This is a genomic window from Thauera sp. ZXT1-4, from assembly GCF_052598215.2.
In genome coordinates, this window is sequence record NZ_JBQWSN020000003.1 from 209,129 (window position 1) to 228,504 (window position 19,376).

General features: G+C 64.9%; 19 protein-coding genes. 11 read left to right on the forward strand and 8 right to left on the reverse strand.

The genetic code is table 11. The features are described from left to right. Window positions 1-13 precede the first annotated feature (13 nt). The 7 genes from ACUH78_RS04440 to ACUH78_RS04470 all read left to right on the forward strand — a co-directional run bounded on the left by ACUH78_RS04440 (window position 14) and on the right by ACUH78_RS04470 (window position 6,308). Window positions 14-757 carry a DsbA family protein gene (locus tag ACUH78_RS04440; protein ID WP_445332806.1) on the forward strand — a complete coding sequence of 248 codons (744 nt, stop codon included), beginning with the start codon at window positions 14-16 and terminating at the stop codon, window positions 755-757. 195 nt (window positions 758-952) lie between these two features. Next, a complete protein-coding gene (gene radC, locus ACUH78_RS04445) occupies window positions 953-1,447 on the forward strand; it encodes a RadC family protein (RefSeq protein ID WP_034005105.1) in 495 nt (164 codons plus the stop codon). 167 nt (window positions 1,448-1,614) lie between these two features. Continuing rightward, window positions 1,615-2,064: a TIGR03757 family integrating conjugative element protein gene (locus tag ACUH78_RS04450; protein WP_445332807.1), complete on the forward strand. Its 450-nt coding sequence runs from the start codon at window positions 1,615-1,617 to the stop codon at window positions 2,062-2,064. After that, window positions 2,061-3,005 (forward strand): TIGR03756 family integrating conjugative element protein, encoded by a 945-nt coding sequence (locus ACUH78_RS04455; protein ID WP_445332808.1) that lies wholly within the window; start codon window positions 2,061-2,063, stop codon window positions 3,003-3,005. The genes ACUH78_RS04450 and ACUH78_RS04455 overlap by 4 nt, the downstream gene beginning before the upstream one ends. A gap of 10 nt (window positions 3,006-3,015) precedes the next feature. Then, window positions 3,016-4,422, forward strand: a complete 1,407-nt coding sequence (locus ACUH78_RS04460; protein ID WP_445332809.1) for an integrating conjugative element protein — start codon at window positions 3,016-3,018, stop codon at window positions 4,420-4,422. After that, window positions 4,419-4,772, forward strand: a complete 354-nt coding sequence (locus ACUH78_RS04465) for a hypothetical protein (protein WP_445332810.1) — start codon at window positions 4,419-4,421, stop codon at window positions 4,770-4,772. The genes ACUH78_RS04460 and ACUH78_RS04465 overlap by 4 nt, the downstream gene beginning before the upstream one ends. 15 nt (window positions 4,773-4,787) lie before the next feature. After that, complete coding sequence (locus ACUH78_RS04470; protein ID WP_445332811.1) at window positions 4,788-6,308, forward strand: conjugal transfer protein TraG N-terminal domain-containing protein; 1,521 nt, start codon at window positions 4,788-4,790, stop codon at window positions 6,306-6,308. Window positions 6,309-6,319: 11 nt separating this feature from the next. On the opposite strand, the gene ACUH78_RS04475 is transcribed toward ACUH78_RS04470, so the two are convergent. The 6 genes from ACUH78_RS04475 to ACUH78_RS04500 are packed head-to-tail and all read right to left on the reverse strand — an operon-like array spanning window position 6,320 to window position 12,268. Further along, window positions 6,320-6,694 (reverse strand): DUF3742 family protein, encoded by a 375-nt coding sequence (locus tag ACUH78_RS04475; RefSeq protein ID WP_034037642.1) that lies wholly within the window; start codon window positions 6,692-6,694, stop codon window positions 6,320-6,322. A gap of 14 nt (window positions 6,695-6,708) precedes the next feature. Further along, complete coding sequence (qatD, locus tag ACUH78_RS04480) at window positions 6,709-7,458, reverse strand: Qat anti-phage system TatD family nuclease QatD (RefSeq protein WP_445332812.1); 750 nt, start codon at window positions 7,456-7,458, stop codon at window positions 6,709-6,711. Between the two features lie 13 nt (window positions 7,459-7,471). Next, window positions 7,472-8,839, reverse strand: a complete 1,368-nt coding sequence (qatC, locus tag ACUH78_RS04485; protein WP_445332813.1) for a Qat anti-phage system QueC-like protein QatC — start codon at window positions 8,837-8,839, stop codon at window positions 7,472-7,474. Then, window positions 8,836-9,720 (reverse strand): Qat anti-phage system-associated protein QatB, encoded by an 885-nt coding sequence (qatB, locus tag ACUH78_RS04490; RefSeq protein ID WP_124189375.1) that lies wholly within the window; start codon window positions 9,718-9,720, stop codon window positions 8,836-8,838. The genes qatC and qatB overlap by 4 nt, the downstream gene beginning before the upstream one ends. Next, entirely contained in the window at window positions 9,720-11,663 is a 1,944-nt protein-coding gene (qatA, locus tag ACUH78_RS04495) for a Qat anti-phage system ATPase QatA (protein WP_034037634.1), read from the reverse strand. The genes qatB and qatA overlap by 1 nt, the downstream gene beginning before the upstream one ends. Then, complete coding sequence (locus ACUH78_RS04500) at window positions 11,660-12,268, reverse strand: poly-gamma-glutamate hydrolase family protein (protein ID WP_445332814.1); 609 nt, start codon at window positions 12,266-12,268, stop codon at window positions 11,660-11,662. The genes qatA and ACUH78_RS04500 overlap by 4 nt, the downstream gene beginning before the upstream one ends. A 228-nt stretch (window positions 12,269-12,496) precedes the next feature. Here ACUH78_RS04500 and ACUH78_RS04505 point away from each other — a divergent pair, with 228 nt between their 5' ends. From ACUH78_RS04505 to mobH, 3 genes are all read left to right on the forward strand, one after another. Further along, on the forward strand, window positions 12,497-13,255 hold the full coding sequence (locus tag ACUH78_RS04505; protein WP_445332815.1) for a type IV toxin-antitoxin system AbiEi family antitoxin domain-containing protein: 759 nt from the start codon (window positions 12,497-12,499) through the stop codon (window positions 13,253-13,255). Beyond that, complete coding sequence (locus ACUH78_RS04510; RefSeq protein WP_445332816.1) at window positions 13,248-14,168, forward strand: nucleotidyl transferase AbiEii/AbiGii toxin family protein; 921 nt, start codon at window positions 13,248-13,250, stop codon at window positions 14,166-14,168. The genes ACUH78_RS04505 and ACUH78_RS04510 overlap by 8 nt, the downstream gene beginning before the upstream one ends. Before the next feature lie 203 nt (window positions 14,169-14,371). Next, entirely contained in the window at window positions 14,372-16,210 is a 1,839-nt protein-coding gene (gene mobH / locus ACUH78_RS04515; protein WP_445332817.1) for a MobH family relaxase, read from the forward strand. A 26-nt stretch (window positions 16,211-16,236) separates the two neighbouring features. Here the strand turns inward: mobH and ACUH78_RS04520 are convergent, their stop codons facing one another. Then, window positions 16,237-16,536, reverse strand: a complete 300-nt coding sequence (locus ACUH78_RS04520) for a helix-turn-helix domain-containing protein (RefSeq protein WP_003282197.1) — start codon at window positions 16,534-16,536, stop codon at window positions 16,237-16,239. Between the two features lie 107 nt (window positions 16,537-16,643). On the opposite strand from ACUH78_RS04520, the gene ACUH78_RS04525 reads away from it, so the two are divergent. Further along, complete coding sequence (locus tag ACUH78_RS04525; protein ID WP_031754972.1) at window positions 16,644-17,270, forward strand: substrate-binding domain-containing protein; 627 nt, start codon at window positions 16,644-16,646, stop codon at window positions 17,268-17,270. 47 nt (window positions 17,271-17,317) lie between these two features. On the opposite strand, the gene ACUH78_RS04530 is transcribed toward ACUH78_RS04525, so the two are convergent. Then, a complete protein-coding gene (locus ACUH78_RS04530; protein WP_445332818.1) occupies window positions 17,318-19,171 on the reverse strand; it encodes a tyrosine-type recombinase/integrase in 1,854 nt (617 codons plus the stop codon). Window positions 19,172-19,376 lie beyond the last annotated feature (205 nt).

Consider the following 19,376-nt stretch of genomic DNA (forward strand, 5'->3'; position numbering starts at 1 on the left):
CGGGAGCGACGCGATGCGCATGCCTTCATTCGCCCGCCGTCATCCCTGGATCGGTTTGCTGATCGTGGTGACGATTGCGGTGGCCTCGTGGATGCTGCTGCGTGTGTCGCATCCGGCGACCGAGCCCATGCCCCTGGCCGCCGCCGGGTCCGAAGCGCCGAAACCGGCCGGCCCGCCCTGGCTGTATGGCCGTGCCGATGCGCGCTTCACGGTGGTCGGGTACGCCGACCTGGAGTGTCCGTACTGCCGGGCCTACTTCCCCGCGCTCAAGCGCTGGATCGACGCCCATCCCGAGGTGAACTGGCAGTGGCATCACTTGCCGCTGTCCATGCACGAGCCGGCCGCGACTGCCGGGGCACGCCTGGCCGAGTGCGCGGGCGAGACGGGCGGACATGCCACGTTCTGGCAGGCCGTGGCGTGGCTCTACTCGAACACCCGTGGCGACGGCCAGGGCCCGCCGGAAGGCCTGCGCTATCCCGACCTCACACCAGCCATGCAGGGTTGTCTCGACAGCGAGCGCCCCGATGCCGTCATCCGTGCCCAGGCGGTGGAAGCAGCACAACAGGGCATCGCGGCCACGCCGGCCCTGCAACTGCGCGACCGCGAGTCCGGCAAGACCCTCCTGCTGCACGGTCCCGTCGAAGGCGATGCCTTGCTGTCGGCTATCGACCTGCTCGCCGCCGGCAGCACGACCGTAGCCGAACCCGCCCATTCCCCAGACATGCCCGCCGGCGTTGCCGGTGACATGCCCAGGTAGCCATCGATCTTCAAGGCTGCGGCGCGGCTTGTCCGCGTTGATCGAAACCCGTTCGCATCGCATCCCTTGACGCGAACAGCCACCGCATCCGCGGTGGTGGATGCCCGCTCGTCACCCGTTCCATCCCCATCGTCCCCAGGAGGGTTTGCCCTCCAGGGGCAGGCGCCCTCCGATCTCATCCATTGGAGGTTCGCCATGTCTCTTGTCATCGCCGACTCCTGCCCGGAGTCGCTCACCCTGATCGCCGCCCAGCATGAAGACTGGATCATCCGGCAGGCCATCACCCTGCTGGAGAACCGCGTGTTCAAGGCCGGTCCGGCGCTGGGTAGTCCCGCCGCCGTGCGCGACTACCTGCGCCTGAAACTGGTCGCGGAGCCGAACGAAATCTTCGCCGTCGTGTTTCTCGACAACCAGCACCAGGTGCTCGCCTATGAACCGCTGTTCAAGGGCACGGTCGACCAGACCAGCGTGTATCCGAGGGTGGTGGTCCAGCGTGCGCTGGCGCTCAACGCTTCGGCGCTGATCCTGGCGCATCAGCACCCCTCGGGGAACACCGAGCCCTCGGCCGCTGATCGTGCGATAACCGAGCGGCTGAAGAGTGCCCTGGCTACCGTCGATGTCCGGGTGCTGGATCACTTCATCGTCGGCAAGGGCAGCCCGTACTCGTTCGCCGAAGCCGGCTTGCTGTAGCAGCACCACCCCATGCGCATTCATTTCATCACCACGGGAGCCCTTGGCTCCCGTTTCTTTTCGCCGGTGCGCAGGAAATCGGGACTGACCGGTTTCGGTTTCTTTGTCGTTCCCTGATCTGCGTTGCGCTCGACTACGAGTCTGCATCGACTCCGCGGAGGCGCGACATGCCGGCTCATTCCCTCAACCTTCCTGCTGTCTCGCGGCGCCCCCTGGCCGCCAGGCTGGCCGCTGGACTGTGCGCCGCGCTGCTCGGTCCCATCGCGGCGGCCGCCGATGTGCTCGTCGTCACCGACAGCCGTCATCCGGTGCAGGCCCCGGCCGGCGTGCGGGTCATCGAGCTTGACCAGGCCACGCGCATCGAGGTCGAACTCGCCGCGCACCTGCCGGCCGACCCGCAACAGGCCGCAGCCGTGGTGCGGCAGCGGTTGCATGACGGCGGCGAGGCCCTGCAGCGCCGCATCGGCCATGCCTATCAGGGTGTCGCGGATGCCTGGGGACTGGGCATCGCCAAGATTCCCGCCGTGGTGGTCGATCGACGCTACGTGGTCTATGGCGAGCCCGACGTGTCCCGTGCCGTCGCGCGCATCGATGCCTACCGGAGCACGCAGCCATGAGCCTCCCGCTGGCACGCCGGCGCCTGCGCGCCACCGCCGCCTCGCTGCTGCTGGGCACGGCCACGTCGACGTTCGCCCTGGACACCGCCACCATCGTCTCGTCGGCGATGTCCCCCGACTGCCTCGAATACCGCGTGGTCGGAATCTGCTACTGGCTGTACTGCACGCCCTTCGGCTGCTCGGTGCGCACTTCCGTCAAGGTGCGCCACTACGTCCCCGATGCGGTGGTGTCGAGCTACTCGAACACCGGCGAAAACCCGTGGCTGGAAGTCAGGGCGATGAGCATGCCCAACCCGACCGCCAAGGCTGGCGGTGACGGCACGACCAATCACGACAACGAGAACAACGTCGCCAAGTTCAAGAACGCCGATGTCATCGGCCATCCGGCCGGGATGGTGTTCAGCCAGTTCGCCAGCGCCTCCGGCTACACCTGCGAAGGCGCTGGCACGGCCTTCATGCCGTATCTGCTGAGCACGCTCGACACGATCGCCTGGCGCTACAACATCCCGGAAGCGTTCTACCCCGAAGCGCTCATCCCCGGCCGGCGCGAAATCGGTACGCGCACCGGCCTGAACCTCTGGGGCAACGTGTATCCCCGCGGTGGCTTCCTGCACCAGACCGACGATCACAAGAGCGGCGCCGTGGTCGCGCAGCGCGCGGGCGACATCGTGACGCGCCGCAACCAGATTCACGTGTACCAGCCACTGCTGGCCAACGCCCGCGACGGGTACTGGCCGGCCGGCGCGTTGATGGAGACCGACGCCTCGACGGGCAAGTGGCAGGAGCTGACGCCCACGCTCTCGAACAGTTGCGTGGTCTTCCCGCACAGCCGCACCCGCGTGCAGGCCCAGCAGGGCGACTACGCCTGGGCCTTGTGGCGGCCGTACTCCTGCTGCCGGCGCCGTGGCCAGGTCTTCCTCGGCAGCGTCGATTTCATGTGAGGAACCCACGATGAACGCCTCCCTCCCTGACTTCCTGCGCCGGGCGAAGTCGCCCCTGCGGGCCACGCTGCTTGTGCCGGCCATCACGCTGGTCGTCGGCGTCGCCTGGGCGCAGACCCGCATCGACCCCAATGGCGTGAACGTCAGCGGCAGCGTGATCGGCGACGACGTGCTCTACAGCATCGGCGGCGGCCGGGCCGTGTCGATGGGTGGTGCCGGCAACATGCAGAGCATCGGCGTCGGCGTCGGCTGGAACAGCAACCTGATCTGCGGCGACATGAGCATCACCACGACGCTGCAGAACCAGCTCAACGGCATCACCAACGGCTTCCAGACGATCATGAGCAACGTGATCCAGAACGCCACCAGCGCCGTGGCCTCGCTGCCGGCCCTGATCATCCAGCGCGCCGACCCGGGCCTGTACAACCTGCTCACCAACGGCATCCTGCAGGCGCGCCTGGATTTCGACCGCTCGAAGATGACCTGCCGCGCCATCGCCAATCGCATGGCGGACATGGCCGGCGGCCAGGCCGGCTGGGACCAGCTCGCCGAAGGGATGGCGCTGCGGGATGCGGTCAGCAGCACCGATGCCGTCTCCGCCATCGAGCAGGCCGAGTCCAACAAAGGGAACAACGGCGTGCCATGGGTCGGCGGCGGCAACGCGGGCGGCTCCGGCCAGAGTTCGATCAAGGTGGTCGGCGATGTGACGCGAGCGGGCTACAACCTGCTCAACGGGCGCAGCGTCACCGATACCTCGTCGATCGCGCGCAGCGCCTGCGGCAACCGCCTGACCTGCCAGACCTGGTCGTCGCCTGGCGCGGCCGCGGCCTTTGCGAACCGCGTGCTGGGCGAACGCGAGCAACGCACCTGCGAAAACTGCACGAAGACCCAGACCACGCCTGGCGTCGGGCTCACGCCAGTGATCCAGGAAGAGTACGAGACCAAGCTGCAGGTGCTGCAGGAGCTGGTGACGGGCACCCGGCCGACGACGCCGGCCAATCTCGACGCGGCCGGCAGCAGCTCGCTGCCGATCACCCGCGGCGTGATCGAGGCCCTGCGTGATGAACCCGACCAGGACGTGCTGGGCAAGCGCCTGGCGTCCGAGGCGGCGCTGTCCAGCGTGCTGGAGAAGGCTCTGCTGCTGCAACGCACGTTGCTCACCGGCAAGAAGGAGCCGAACGTCGCCGCCAACGAGTTGGCCGTGCGGGCGGTCGACCAGGAGAACAGCGCGCTGGAGCAGGAGATCAACAACCTCAAGACTGAGCTGGAGCTGCGGCGCACGCTGGCCGGCAACTCGGCGATGGCGATCATCCAGCGCCACAGCACCCGCGCCGCCGGCTCGCGCGGCATCTTCGAGGGCGACACCACGCGCGACCGTCTGCGGGAAGTCCAGAAGCCGCGGAGCGGTACGCCATGAGCCGGCTGGCTTGGCTGCGGCTGCCATGGCTGTTCAACCGCCGCGTCGGCGTGGCGCTGTTGTGGACCTTGCTGGTGGTGGCTGTTGCGGCGGCGGTGAACATCGCCGGCATCCACATGATTGGCGGTGTCGAGGACTGGCAGCACTGGCTGCAGGCGCACACCGGCCACTTCTTCGTGTGGCGGCTTGGCCTCTACGGGGCGACGGCGTACGGCTGGTGGTGGATGCGTCGGCGCCTGTTGCGGCGGGAGCCATCCCGCGAGACGCATCAGCGCCTGCTCCGGACGGAGATCGCTGTGGTGATTGCCGTGGTCGCACTGGAAGCCAGCCAAGCGTTGCGGCACGGTTGAGAGCAGGAGGCGGGCATGACGCTCTACACCACGGACTACCTGGAGTATTACCTGACCCTGCTGGCCTGGGTGGTCAGCAACGGTATCTGGAACATCCTCGTGGCTAGCGGCGTGTTCGCGCTGCCCTTCGTGGCCATCGTGATCCAGGAATGGCTCAAGGCCCGCAGCGAAGGCGCGGATGAGGGGAACAAGGGCGTGCTGTCGTCGATGCGGATCGAGAACCGGGTGTGGGTGGCGTTCGTGGTCATCCTGTTCGCCGGCATCCCGTTCGTCCCGGTGGATCTCGCCACGATCAAGTTCGACACCACGCGCTCCGCGCAATGTCAGGTCAGCGTCCCGCTACCCAATGACACGGGCTGGGCCAATGTTTACACCACGCTCGACAACCAGAGTGCACTGGTGCCGGTGTGGTGGTTCTTCATGCATTCCGTCTCGAAGGCGGTCACGGGCGCCGCGGTGGCAGCGATTCCCTGCGGCAACGACCTGCGTCAGATTCGCATGGATGTCGATGCCACGCGGATCGATGATCCGGTGCTGGCACAGGAGGTCGCCGATTTCACGCATGACTGCTACGGGCCGTCGCGCGCCAAGCTGTTCATGAGCCGGCCGACGCTCTCCGATGAGCAGATGAACGACGTCACCTGGATCGGATCGAGTTACTTCCTCGACACGCCCGGCTTCTATGACACCTATCGCTCCAAGACCCCACGCACGGCCTGGCCCTACGACGCGACCCGCGATGCGGGGTTGGCTCAGGTGAACAGCGGCGGCGGCTATCCGTCCTGCCGGCAGTGGTGGGCCGATGGCGACCACGGACTGCGCAGCCGGCTGCTGGCACAGGTCGCCCCGGATCTGCTGACCCGCATCGGGCGCTGGGTGGGCTTCCTGTCGCAGAGCGAGGTCAATGACTCGGTGATCCGCGCCGTCGTCTCACCGCGGCAGCAGAAGATGAACCAGGGCGCCGTCTACACCGACTACGGCGGCCAGATCGACAAGACGCTGCCGAACATCGTCACGCGCGGCGCGAGCGACCTGGGGCTGACCGTGGGCTCGCTGGCCTTCTTTCCCGCGATGGACGTGGTGCGCCAGGCGCTGCCGATGGTGCTGACGATGCTCAAGATGGCGCTCGTCATCTGCATCCCGTTGGTGCTGCTGATCGGCACCTACGACCTGAAGACGGTGATGACGGTGAGCTGCGTCCAGTTCGCGCTGTTCTTCGTGGACTTCTGGTTCCAGCTCGCGCGCTGGATCGACAGCACGATCCTCGATGCCCTCTATGGCTGGGGATTCGGGGCAAATCGGCCGCACACCAACTTCGATCCCCTGATCGGCCTGAACAACGCCTTCGGGGACATGCTGCTGAACTTCGTCATGGCGACAATGTTCCTCGTACTGCCGAGCTTGTGGGTTACCGCACTAGGCTGGGTAGGTGTTCGTGCTGGCGGCATGCTTCAAGGTTTGGCAAACGGGACCAGGGACGCAGGGCAAGCAGGTGGCAAGGGATCGAATCTATTGATCAGCGCTGCCAAAAAGTAGCTTGCCGTACATCAGTCGTCTTCAAACCGCGGGTCTGGATCGTCGTTGTGCATCGTTGGGTGATAGAACAGACCTTCGCGGTGATCGCGCTCCTCTGCCTTGCGACCGAGAAAATCGGAATCGCTTTCCGTGTTGTCTTGCCTTGCGATCCAAGCCGCAGCCAAGATGCCCCCAATCAGCAACGCCAGCCAGAACGCGACGTAGAGCAGTATCCCGAGCGCCGTGAGCTTGAGTACCGCGAGAACGACCTTGGCAACGTTCGGCGTCCATCCTTGAGCCACCAGCCATCCATTCGCCCGGCGATCCAAACCCACGCAACCTCGCCATGCCCGACCCAACATCCGGCCCAGGCGTTCCGCGAAAGTTGTCTGTACAACGGGTTTCATGATGACTACCAGGGTTATGCCAAAAGGGCTCGAAGGTTGCCGCGAATGACGTCCGCCATTTCGGCCGCTTGCATACCGCGCAACCGGCCTAGAGCTTCCACCACGATTGCCACATCGACCGGTTGCGAGGGTCGCTCGCCGGTGCGGGTGAAGGGCCCATCTGTCTCAGTCAGTATCCGATCCAAGGGGATGGTCTGAACCATCGCGGCGTGTCTCTCCTTGTCCAGCATTCCCGCATTGATCGAGAAGTAGCAACCCAGTTCCAACGCTCGCTTCGCCTCGCTTTGCGTTCCCGTGAACCAGTGAAGAACGATCTTGCCACGTTCCGGCGGCAGATGCGCCTCGACAAGATCGAGCACCGCCTTGGCCGACCTAATGCTGTGGGTCGTGATGATCTTGCCACCCGCCTCAGCGCAACGTTGCAACACGTGCTGAAACACGCGCTTCTGGGCATCGAGCGACTTGAAGAACCGAGGACCGGCGTCCAACCCGACCTCGCCGACATAGCGAGTCTCTGAAAGATACCGGTCCCATAGCTCGATTTCGTTCTCGCGCTCTGCGACCAACTGGGGGTGCAGCCCGAGCGCCGCTCGAACATGCTTCGTGCACTGTGCGAGTTCGTGATTGCGAGGCCAGGCGCGAGGTGTCGTCGTCACCGCAAGCGTGAACACCCCGGCCGCGTCCGCGTTCCGAACAGCCACGGCATGGTCCGGATAAAGGTCCAAGTGGCAGTGAAAGTCCACGAGACCGATTGTTGCGATCATGCGCGCACCCTAGTCAACTCGGCCGCGCCTCGACGCCATCGATGAGCCGGGCGACTTCATCAAGGCCGCGCCGGTAGACATCGGCGAGTTCATCGAGGTGCGCGGCTTCGTCAGCAAGCGAGCCGGGTTTATGGATCAAGAGGTTCGCAAGCTCCGGTCGCCCTTTCAAGCGCTCGATTGCGTACTGAAACGACCTGACCTGCTTTCCGGGCGACTCGCGCGTGTCCAGTGGCTGCGCGCGGAGGTCCGGCACGGTGTACGTAGTCGCATCGTTTCCGTTACCCCATGCCGCCATCAGCGCCGCACGGCGAATCAGGCACGGCAAGCAATACCCGCAGTGCTCGATTCCGAGTCCCTGCCACCGACCCTTGGTGGGGGAGGAACACGACAGAGAGTCCGTCGCCAACTTCTTCAAGAGTGCTGGGTTGCGACAGCCCGCGGCCATCTCCCCTTTCGTTTTGTCCCAATAGGGGTTCAGGATCTCCCCGTCTATGCCGAGTGCGCCGAGCAGGTCGTTCCACCTTGCCATGTAGTACGGGTGCGTCGTGCGGGTACTGTTCGAGCCCAGCCGCAGTGGGTCCAGAGGCACATTCAGAGCGATCAGCCCGTTCTCGGGAACCCGCAGCGTGAAGCGTCGTCCCAGTCCAGTACCAGCGAACACCCCGAGCGCGAGGAACAGGAACGATCTTCCCCGCGTGCTGTTCTCCGAGCCGACTCCTTCCACGAGGCCATCGTCGAAGGTCATTCCGACGCGTAGCCGCTCGAAGGATGACCTGTCGTAGTGCTTCTTCAAGCCCGTAAGCAACTTGCCCTGCGCGTCGCTGGTGGCGCCTTCACCGAAGTGACTGACCAGCAATGGGGTCGCGCCGTCCTCCAAGAGGTCTATGGCGCCGATAAGGCTGTCAAGCCCGCCCGAAAAGAGGCTCAGGGAGTCGAAGGGTGGACAGATAAGACTCGGGGGCGCCTCCTCAGCGATCGTCTCGAACCGAGCCGGACGCGCCCTGAACCCGATCGTCCATTGATCTCCCGTCAAGAAATCCAGCGACTTCTTCAGCGTCGCTGTCGCAGTTCCCCAACGAACCGGATCACTGACCGGAACAACCAGACGAATCTCGCGCGTCCAGGAGTCTTGCGATTGCTCAGCTCGCGAGATGCGCGTGTCCGCGGCATGCACGTGAGCAGCCAGCACTAGCAGGTCGACGCCAATCTCCGAGGGAAAAACGCCGATCTTCTTCAAGCTGGTTAGCGCACCACCGATGCCATGGTCCAGGGACTTCTCGCCGGCGACGAGCTGCAAGTAGGTCCTCTGTTCATCCACACCGACCGGAACGTCAACGTGGTCATCGGGACCGAAGCGCCCCGCCAAGAGTTGTCGCTTCATTGGTTGGCCTCCGCATCCCCCAGGGTCTGCAGGATCGCAAACGCGGACTCGTACACGGTGTCCACGAAGGTTTGAATCCGTTCGGGCGTGAGATTCGGTGACTCCGCCCGGGCCCGGGTCAGCGCGTCGCTCACCCCGCCCCGAATGAAGTCGCGCAACTGCTGTTCGACGCGGTGTGCCGATTGGGCGTCCACTGGCATGGTCACGGCCTTGGTGCCGATGTCATTGCAGATCCGCGCTTCGATCGCATGCGTGGCGTACAGCTCGAAGACCGTTTGCATCTGATCCGGCGTGAAGGTGGTCAGGTCAGTCAACCCTTCGCTGGCCAGTTCAACGACGGTTTCGATGTAAGCCTCACGGGCGATGCCTTCATCGACGGTGCCTGCGCCTGGGCAGATGTAGTCGGCCAGGCCCACGAAAATCTCGGTGATCGGGCGACCTGCCAGGGACTCCAAGTCGAGCGCGCGCAAGGCCTCGCGCACCCCCCGCGCCTGCGCGTCAACCAGGAAGCCGAGAAGGCGCGCGCCGGCACTGCGAGAGGCTCCCATTCGCTGGGCTGCCTGCCGGGCACCGCCGGCGGATGTGGAGACGTATCTTGAGACGGCTCGGCCAAGGTTGGCCCTGTCAGTGCCGCCGGAACCAGCAAATCGCGTGAAGCAATTGCGGGCTCCGGAGAAACGCTGCGGGTCTGCCGTTCTTGGAATGGGCAGGCGATTTGGCGGCACAGGCGGCGCGCCGCCGTCGGCCGGCGGCTGGCCGTCCGGCCCAGCTCCCGTGCCTGCGGGAGCAGCGGGAGCCTCACCGCCATCAGCGCCGCCGAGCCATGACGGAACAAGCGGAGTACCGCCGCCAGGGCCACCGTAAGCCGTCGAAGTCCCCATCAGCGTCCTCCCTTTACGTCCTTGAGGGCCGCTTCGGCGCTTGCTTTGAGGCCGGGGTTATTGGCGACCTTGCTCCACTCGCCCAGCAGCTTTGTCAGACGAGTGGCGCATTCGGCATCTTTGATGACACCCTGCCAGCCACTGACAGTCCATGGGCCACACTTGCCACTTGGCAATGCTTCCAAAAAATCCATCAACCGGCCCTGCAAGCCAGGTTGCGCCTTCACGAGGACGACAAGCCCATCAACACCCGCTGGCTTGGTGTCGAAGGTGCCCGTGCTCATGATCTTGGTGCGCACGGCCTCGAACACCTTCTCCGCTTCGGGCTGCACGAGCTGCTTCAACTCGGCCTCGTAGCCCTGGACGGTCATCTTGCCGCCAAACAGCTTCTCCACCACGCCGGCCAAGTGACCCAGCACGGACACCGGGCCGAAGTAGTCCTTCTTGTCCTTCGTCACGAACAAGTAGGGGCGTAGATCGAGACCCGAGAGCTTGGGTGACAGGCGCGCCCAGTCGCATACCGTCTCTGACGACCGCCATTCAGCCAATACGGCGTTGTCAAGCGCGGGCCCTGGCTCGCCGGCTCTCTGTCCCTTCCGCTCGCCGGCCTGCGATTCCTTACCGTCGGCCGTCGCCAGCCCCTTTTCAAGCGTATCGAGGTCCTCGCATAGCCCCTGCGGGTGGACCGCGGCGACAAACGCGATCTGCTCGAACAGCCTCGGGATGAAGCGCTCAGCGAGCATGAGCTTCGCGAGCACGGGCAGTTTGATATCGTCCCCGAATCCGCGCGCGGCCGCAGTACGCTCACGCAGCAGCAGCGTGTTGAGGAAGCGTTTGATCTGACGCGGGTTGCCCTTCGTACCGCTCGCCAGGATGGGGCCAATCTGGTCACTGAGGGCAAGCGCGTTGTTCGCCTTTTCGGCTTGCTTGCTGAGCGCCGTCTTGACGGTCGCCGCATCCAAACCGCCACTGGTCCAAGGACGCTTCAGCTTCTCACGCGCCACTCCAATCAAGTTCGCATAGTCGGCGTCGTTTTCACCGATTTCGGCGCCGGCCAGCAGCAGCGTGACGTAAATCCGTGTCTCGGTCTCGCCCAGCGCCGGGATACGGAATGGGACCTGGATGAGCTTTTCGAGGTAGTTGCGTGCGTAGTCCCGCGGTCCGGTGCTGTCCGGCAGATCGGGAAAGTGCTTGCGCACCGCATACTCGATCATCGCCTCGTCGGCCGCGACGACGAACGCCGTCCGGGCGGTGAACACGAACAACCGGATCGCTTCGAGCGTTTCGATGGCGGTGTCTGGCAAGCAGCGATCGAGGTCATCGATCAGGACGATGAGCTGTTTGATCCCCGCGTCCTTCAGGAGCTGGTCGAAGGCCTTGCGGAACGCTTCCACTTCCTCGGGCACATTCTTTGTTTCGCCCGGCTTCAGCACGGCCTTCACCTCGTCGATCGCCGTCGAGAGGGTTTCTTTCGTGGCGAGCTTGGCAGGATCCGCTATCACCGCTTCGAGCGAGCCGACGATGGCTCCGATTTGATCGGGTGTCGGAATGCCTGTGAACGCGGTCAGGGCGAGGCCGCCGGCTCTCTTCGCCACCTTCAGCCAGTCGATGCGCCGGAAGACATCCTTGACCGCGGCCGCGGCCTTGTTCAGGGCCGGACGCTTCTCGACCAAGCCCGTGACGATCCCCTCGATCAGGGCGATCTTGGCATCCTCGAAGCCTTGAAAGCGCCATCCGTTGAACTTGAGGCACAGGACTTCGTCCTTGTCGGCGAACCCCGCCTCGATCATTTCGAGCACGCTGGACTTGCCCGCACCCCAGTCGCCATGCACGCCGATCGTCACCGGATGGTCGGGCCTGGCGCGAAGCAACTCGATGATCGTGGTCGCGATGGCCTCGTTGTTCAGCAGGTCGACCCGGGTTTCGTTGTCGGTCAGAATCATCGGCGTTGATCTCCCCCTGGCAGTTCGTTTGGCAAGTTCAAGAGTACGGAGCGGATAGCTGCGGACACCGCATCACGCGGCCCATCCAGCCTGAGACCGAGGGTCAATTCAACTTGCACGCCAACACCGCGCCGTCCCCGATTGCAGATGTTGTTCGGATCGGTTGCCGGGAACGAGTGCCCCTTCAGATCGACTTCCACACCAAGCCGAGCAATGGCTTGTCCGATGGATATCTTCAATGGGTAGTCAAGGCCGCCCATCAGGACGCGCTGTGCCTTGCCGCCGCAGCCGTGGATCGCGACCACGTGGTCGCAGGCGGATAGCAGTGCCAGGCAGCGCGGTTCATCAAATTTGTGGCTGGTCAGATGAAGTGCAGCGTAGTTGCCAGCCTGACGAATTCCTTCGAACAGATAGAGATTGATGTCCGTGCCAGCGACGGCTCGCGCGATGTCCGACGTGAACTGCTCAATACCTCCGCCATGCGGTGCGATGACGGCGATGGATGATCCGGCGAACGGGCGTACATGCACCCTGTAGTCCGTTCCTTCGGCTTGCGCGCTGGCCAAGTCGGCATAGCTGCCATATCCATCGGCAAGGCTACTCATCGCGCCCCTCGACTGGGAGCGCCGGCCCTTGGAGCGATGCCAGCAAGATTGCGCACAGCGGCTCAGGCATCAGGCCCCCGTTCGAAGAAGTTGCGGCTGGCCGAGCCGGGTTGGCTTGGGTCGCAGGATGATTAGATTGTGCATTAAAAATCAAACCTCATGCTACTTTCTCTGCGCGCTCTTGCGATAGCTCTAAGGGCTGATTTGATTCCGTGCTATCTTTATAACATGGATGGAAATTCTAGGCACCAGGTAATCAAGCGGCTGCAGGCGGGACTCCCCCGCGGGGCGCCGTTCGACCTTGCCACCCTGAGCCAGTTCGGGGTGTCGCCCCAGCTCGCCGCCCACTATGCCGACGCCGGGTGGCTCGTGCGCCTGGCCCATGGCGTCTATGCCTTCCCGAACGATGAGTTCGGGGTCTACGGTGCGCTGAAGTTCCTGCAACAGCGTGTGCCCGGCCTGCACATCGGCGGCAAGAGCGCCCTGGCCCTGCAGGGCGTGCGCCACAACCTGGGGAGCCGGGAGACGCTGGTGCTGTGGGGCGACGGTCGTTTCGCATTGCCGGCCTGGTTCACCGCGCGCTTCCCGGCCCGCTACGTCCACGCCCGCCTGTTCGACTGGCCGGACACGGCGCTGGCCAGCAAGACCCTGAGCACGCCGCCTGGCCTGCCCGAGGATCTGCAGGTGGCCACCTCCGAGCGTGCCGTGCTGGAGCTGCTGTACGAAGCCGGCGTCAGGCAGAGCCTCGAAGAGGCCCGCAATCTCTTTGACGGACTGCGTTCCCCCCGCAAGGACTTGCTCGGGCAACTGCTTTCCTGCTGCACCAGCGTGAAGGCCGTGCGCCTGTTCCTCACCTGGGCGCGCGAGACCATCCTCGTGGACGTCGATGCCCTGCTGGAGCAGTACCCGGTTCGCACCGGCAGCAACACGCGCTGGATGAGCCGGCTCGACGACGGCACCCTGCTAAGCCTCCGACCTCATGGATAAGACCTACGCGGACACCGTTCGCCTGCTGCTGGCCGTCGCGCCCGACGTGTTCGCCAACGACATCTTCGCCATGAAGGGCGGCACGGCCATCAACCTCTTCGTGCGGGACATGCCGCGCCTGTCGGTGGACATCGACGTGGTGTACCTCCCTTGGCATTCGCCGCGCGACGAAGCGCTGCAAGCCATCAACCAGGAGCTGGCCGCCATCGCCACGCGCGTTGCGCCACTGGGCGTGCAGACACGCCTGGTTCGCGCCAAGGACCTGGGAGACACCAAGCTGATCGTCGAGAACGACGCCAGCCAGGTGAAGATCGAGGTCAATGTCGTGTTCCGCGGCAGCGTGCTGCCCGTCGAGCGGCGGCCGCTGAGCGTCAAGACCAGCGATCTGTTCGGCGTCGAGTTCGAGCTGCCGGTTCTGGCACCGGACGAGCTGTACGCCAGCAAGCTGGTGGCCGCGCTGGATCGACAGCACCCCCGCGACCTGTTCGACGTGTGGCAGCTCTACGAATCGGGCGACATCAGCGACGGCATGGTCGAGTGCTTCGTGATCTATCTGGCGGGCCACAACCGGCCGCCCCACGAAGTGCTGTTCGGCAACGACAAGGACATCGCCGGCGAGTACGAGCGGGCCTTTGTCGGCATGACCGAAGTGGACTGCTCCCTGGAGATGCTGCTCGATGCTCGCGCCAGGCTGCGGCGCGAACTGCCACAGCGACTGAGCACCGCGCACAAGCAGTTTCTGAGCGGGCTGGCGCGCGCAGAACCAGACTGGTCGCTGGTGCAGTGCCAGCACGCCGCTCAACTGCCGGCACTGCGCTGGAAGCTCGCCAATCTCGAAACCTTCCGCAAGCGCCGTCCCGACGACTTCGCAGCGCAATCCGCCGCCCTCGACACCGGCTTGGGCCAGAGCTGACGAACATCCCGCAGCGCCCCACTTGCCGGGATTGCCCCATGCCGCATTCATCGTGGCATCCACGAAGCAGCGGCCCTATACCCAAAGGCTTCCGACAAAGGCCAAAGGGCTGGGAAGGGGCAAAGGAAGGGCGCCAAGGGGAAAGGCCCTATCCTGAAAAGGCCAAAAGGCGCCCCCGAGCAGCCCGTCATCCGGGGTTCGCCATGCTCTCGCTGTTCCAGCGCAAAAGGGTGCCACCCACCGCCGGCACGCCGCCCACCTCCGCCATCGAAACTCCGAAAGGGTCGATGCGGCCGGAGTCGGCCGCATCGCTGCTGGCCACGCCGCGCCGGCAGAAACTGCTGGAACACATCTGGCAGCGCACATCGCTCTCGCGCCGGCAGTTCGCCACGCTCTACCTCGCCCCACTGGAGCGCTACGCCGAGCTGGTCCAGCAGTTCCCGGCCTCCGAGAACCACCACCATGCCTATCCGGGCGGCATGCTGGACCACGGCCTGGAGATCGTCGCCTATGCGCTGAAGCTGCGGCAGTCATACCTGCTGCCTGCGGGCGTCACGCCGGAGGCACAGGCAGCCCAGGCCGAAGCCTGGACCGCAGGCACGGCCTACGCGGCCCTGCTGCACGACATCGGCAAGATTGCGGTCGATCTGCACGTCGAGCATGCCGACGGCAGCGTCTGGCATCCCTGGCACGGCCCGCTGCGAAAGCCCTACCGCTTCCGTTACCGAAAGGAGCGCGAGTACCGCCTGCATAGCGCCGCCACCGGGCTGCTCTACGCGCGCCTTCTCGATCGGGACATCTTCGACTGGCTCAGCGGCTATCCCGACCTCTGGGCCGCGCTGCTGTACGTGCTGGCCGGCCAGTACGAGCACGCCGGCACGCTCGGCGAGCTGGTCGTGCAGGCCGACCAGGCATCGGTCGCCCAAGAACTCGGCGGCGATCCCAGCAAGGCGCTGGCGGCGCCCAAGCATGCGCTGCAACGCAAATTGCTCGACGGCTTGCGCTACCTGCTCAAGGAAGAATTCAAGTTGAACCAGGCCGGCCCGGCGGACGGTTGGCTGACCCAAGACGCCCTGTGGCTGGTGAGCAAGACCGTCTCCGACAAGCTGCGCGCACATCTGCTGTCGCAGGGCTTCGACGGCATCCCGGCGAGCAACACGGCGGTGTTCAACGTGCTGCAGGATCACGGCATCGTGCAACCGACGCCGGATGGCAAGGCGATCTGGAAGGCTACCGTCACCAGCGACGCCGGCTGGTCGCACGCCTTTACCTTCCTGAAACTCTCGCCGGCGATGATCTGGGATGCCGTCGACCGGCCGGCGCCGTTCGCAGGCCGTGTGCAGGTCGAAGAGGAACAGGCGGAGCCGCCGCCGCTGGCGCCGGCGGTGGCCGATGGGCCGCGCGTGGAAGGCACCGAAGCTGCACCCGCGAGCACGGCGCCGATCGCATCCGCAGCCACGGACATCGGCGTGGCCGCGCTGCTCGACCTGCTGGGCGACACTGCTCCATCCACAGCGCCGGAGATCGCCGAGGCCGAGCCGGCCCCTTCGACCGTGCCCCCGCCGCAGATGAGCCTCGCGCCTTCCCAGGATCGCGCGGAGCCCTCCGGGGCGCACTTCATGGCCTGGCTGAGTCAGAGCATCCAGACGCGCAAGCTCATCATCAACGACGCCAAGGCCCTGGTGCATACCGTCGCCGGTACGACCTATCTCGTCAGCCCCGGCGTGTTCCAGCGCTACGCGCAGGAGTACCTTCAAGTCGCCGCGCTGGCCAAGCAGGAGAAGCTGGAGGGGTGGCAGTGGGTACAGAAGCGCTTCGAGAAGCTGGGACAGCACCGCAAGCAGCCGAGCGGGCTGAACATCTGGACCTGCGAAGTCACGGGGCCGCGCAAGTCGCGCCGGCTGCACGGCTATCTGCTCGCCAGCCCGGAGGCGCTGTTCCGGGAGACGCCGCCAGACAACCCATACCTGCGGCTCCTCAACGAGGCCGCAAAGCGCGAAGATTCAGCCCTTGGGGGCAAGGACAACGACGATCAAGGGTAGCCGTGCGGCCGCTGCGCAGGCCGGCTTCAATCCGCGGATGGGGCCGACTCTGCCAGCTTGGCTTCGGTCAGAGTCATCAAGTGGGCGGAACTGCATTTCAGCGCACGGGCGATCTTGAGGATGAGGGGGAGCGTGGGGACATGCTCGCCGCGCTCGATCTTGCCCATGTGAGACCGCTCGATGCCGGCCATGTGAGCCAGCGTTTCCTGAGCGATACCCTGGTTGGTTCTCTCTTCCCGCACGGCAGCCCCAAACGCGATGGCTGGTTCCGCTTCGTAGGTAGTGGTGCCGGTGGGGCGGCCCCTTTGGATCGAACGCTTTGGCATTGCCAAGAGCGTCGAACACGGTCACGATTTAAACCACGTTAAACTTAACTCATTCAACGGCTTCGAGATCAGTTGCCACGAGTTCACCGCCTTGGGGGGAGCTGGACGTGGAATCGAGTGACATCACCGCCGAAATTCGCATGGCCGTCCTCGGCGAATGGGTGCCTCCCCAGCTCGCCGACGTGCTCGCCCTGCAGCGTGCCGAAGAGCCGGAGACTCATGCCGTCCTGGCCGGATGGACAGATCCCGTTCGAGGCGCGGAGCTGCCGGGCGACGGCTTCGATTTCGCCTTGTCTGCGGTTGCCCGGCAGTGGCCTGGCTGGGTATGCGAGCCGCTGTGGCATGACACGCTGGCGGTCGCCGTGGCCAAGCGCTCCCACCTGCTGGCCTACCGTGAAGTGCCGTGCGAGGAAGTGCTCAAGCAGCCCTTGATCTGCTCGCAGTCCACGGCCGATGAACCATGGCGCATGACCGTGCAGCGCGTGTTCGAGAACGCGCTGCAGGAGCGGGAGCAAACGGTGGAGACATTCGATGTGGCGATGACGCTGGTTGCCGCCGGGTACGGGATCGCCATTGCGCCTGCCGCGAGACTGGCGAGCTACCTACGCCGAGGCATCGCCGTGCGGCCGCTGGCCGGCGCACCAACGATCGTGATGGCTTACCTGCTGCGCCGCAACGCTTCCTTGTCGGACACCCAGGCAAGATTCGCCCGCCGCGCGCGCCTAGTGTCCTGACAGACGCGCGGGAATCGCGGTTTCGCCACGATCCCGCATTCCTGCTGCTAGGCGACCCCGACTCGCGGCGGGGTCCATTCGCTTTCCTTCACGGCTGTGCTCACTGCCATGACGAGCTTGTCGAGATTGCTGGCCGTCACGCCCTCCAGTGCCGAACGCCCCCGCAGCATCGAGCGCGGCTGCAGCAGTGCATGGTAGATCTGCCAAGGGTCCGCACCCCTGGTCAGCTTGAGGACGGACTGGATCAGCTCGTGCTTGAGTGGGTCGAGGTGCCAGTCCGGCACCCGCTGGCCGCGGTTGCCCACGTTCAACGCCAGCAAGTTGCCCGCCTTGATCTCGTAGCTGATCCACCTGCGGGACTTGCCCGCCATCTTCGCAAACGCAGCGACGGGAAGGTTGTGCGGCGCTTCGAAGACATCGAACAGCTCCATCCTCTCGCGCTGAATGTCCGAGGGCACCAGCGGCGCGGCCGATCGAGGGGGCGGAACCGCCGGCAGCCGATGTGTGGCGGCAGAAACCAACGGCATGGCGTCACCCGGCTTCGTCACCAGCAGGATTGGCGAAGCGGCAACCGGCGTGGAAGGTGCGCTTGCGGTTTGCTCATTCGGGAACGCGGGCACGCCTTCCAGATGCACGGTGAGCGGCATACTGGCCGCCTCGACCTGGTTCTGCTCGAAGAGGTCGAGCCGATCGGCCCAGTCCTGCATCATGCGGCGACGCTGCTCCACGTACTCGGCATGGTTGTAGGTCGCGCTGACCTTGTTGGGATCGACATGCGAGAGCTGTGCATCCACCCAGACCTTCGGGTAGCCGATCTCGTTGAGCGCAGTGGACATCGTGCCGCGGATGCCGTGTCCCGTCAGGCGTTCCTGATAGCCCATGCGCTTGAGCGCACCATTGAGCGTGTTCTCGCTGATGCGCTTCTTCAAGTCGCTGTCGTGCCGGAACAGGTAGCGCTGGGCCGGCTTGAACTCATCCAGCAGGTGCCGGACGATCTCCATGGCCTGAATCGACAGCGGCACGATGTAGGGCGGGATGTCCTTCGCCTGCTGCCGCTTCTTGCGCATATCCAACTGGAGTTGCTTCACGACGTCGGGCGGGATGATCCACAACCTACGGTCCAGATCGAATTGATCCGGCGTCGCCTGTCGCAGCTCTCCGGTTCGCACGCCGGTCAGCAGCAGTAGCCGCAGCCCGAGCTGGGTCTGCCGCCTGCCGCGATAGCTGCGCAGCCGCTGCAACAGCTTCGGCAGCTCGGCCATGCGCAGGAACGGGTTGTGGTTGACGGGTGGCAGCGGCAGCGCCACCACATCGAGATCGGAGGCAGGGTTCTGCTCCAGGCCCGGCACGATCACCAGCGCGTAGCGGAACAGTTGGTTGAACCACGTCCTGACTTTCTCGGCGACGGAGAGCGCCCTGCGCTTCTCGATCTTGGCGATCACCTCCAAGAGGTCGGGACGCTTGATCTCATAGATCGACCGTTTGCCCAAGGTGGGCAGCACATCCTTGTCGAAGATGCGCGGAAGTATCGAGAGGGTCGTCTGCCGGCCTTCCTTGAGGCTGAGCCCGCGATGCTTGAGCCACTTGCGATACACCGCCTCGAAGGTGTTTTCGTCGGCGAGCCGGACAGCAGTGCGCTTCTGCTTGCGGTGTACGCGAGGATTGGTGCCTTTGGCCAGCAGGGCGCGCGCTTCGTCGCGCAGGCTGCGGGCCTCGCGAAGCGTCACCTCCGGGTAGGTGCCGAGCGACATCCGCTTCTGCTTGCCCGCCCAGTAGTAGCGGAAGTGCCAAGTCCTGCCCCCTGCAGCGGTGACGGCCAGGGAGAGGCCATCCAAGTCAGGGAGGGTGTATGCCTTGCCTGTTGCCTTGGCCTGTCGAACGGCCAGGTCTGAGAGTGCCATGCTCTTGCTCCTGAACATGAGTCAGGAACCAGATGCTGGTCACGTCGACCTCGCCCCTCCATCAACAATCCGGAATCAGCCGCGCCCGCAAAAATGGACTTGTTTGTGGACTTAAAAGTCCCGGCTGTAGGCGGATCGCAGTGGACCGCGGCAGAACATCAAAGAGAGGAAAAGTCCTTGTGAGGCAACGACTTGCAGACTCTCT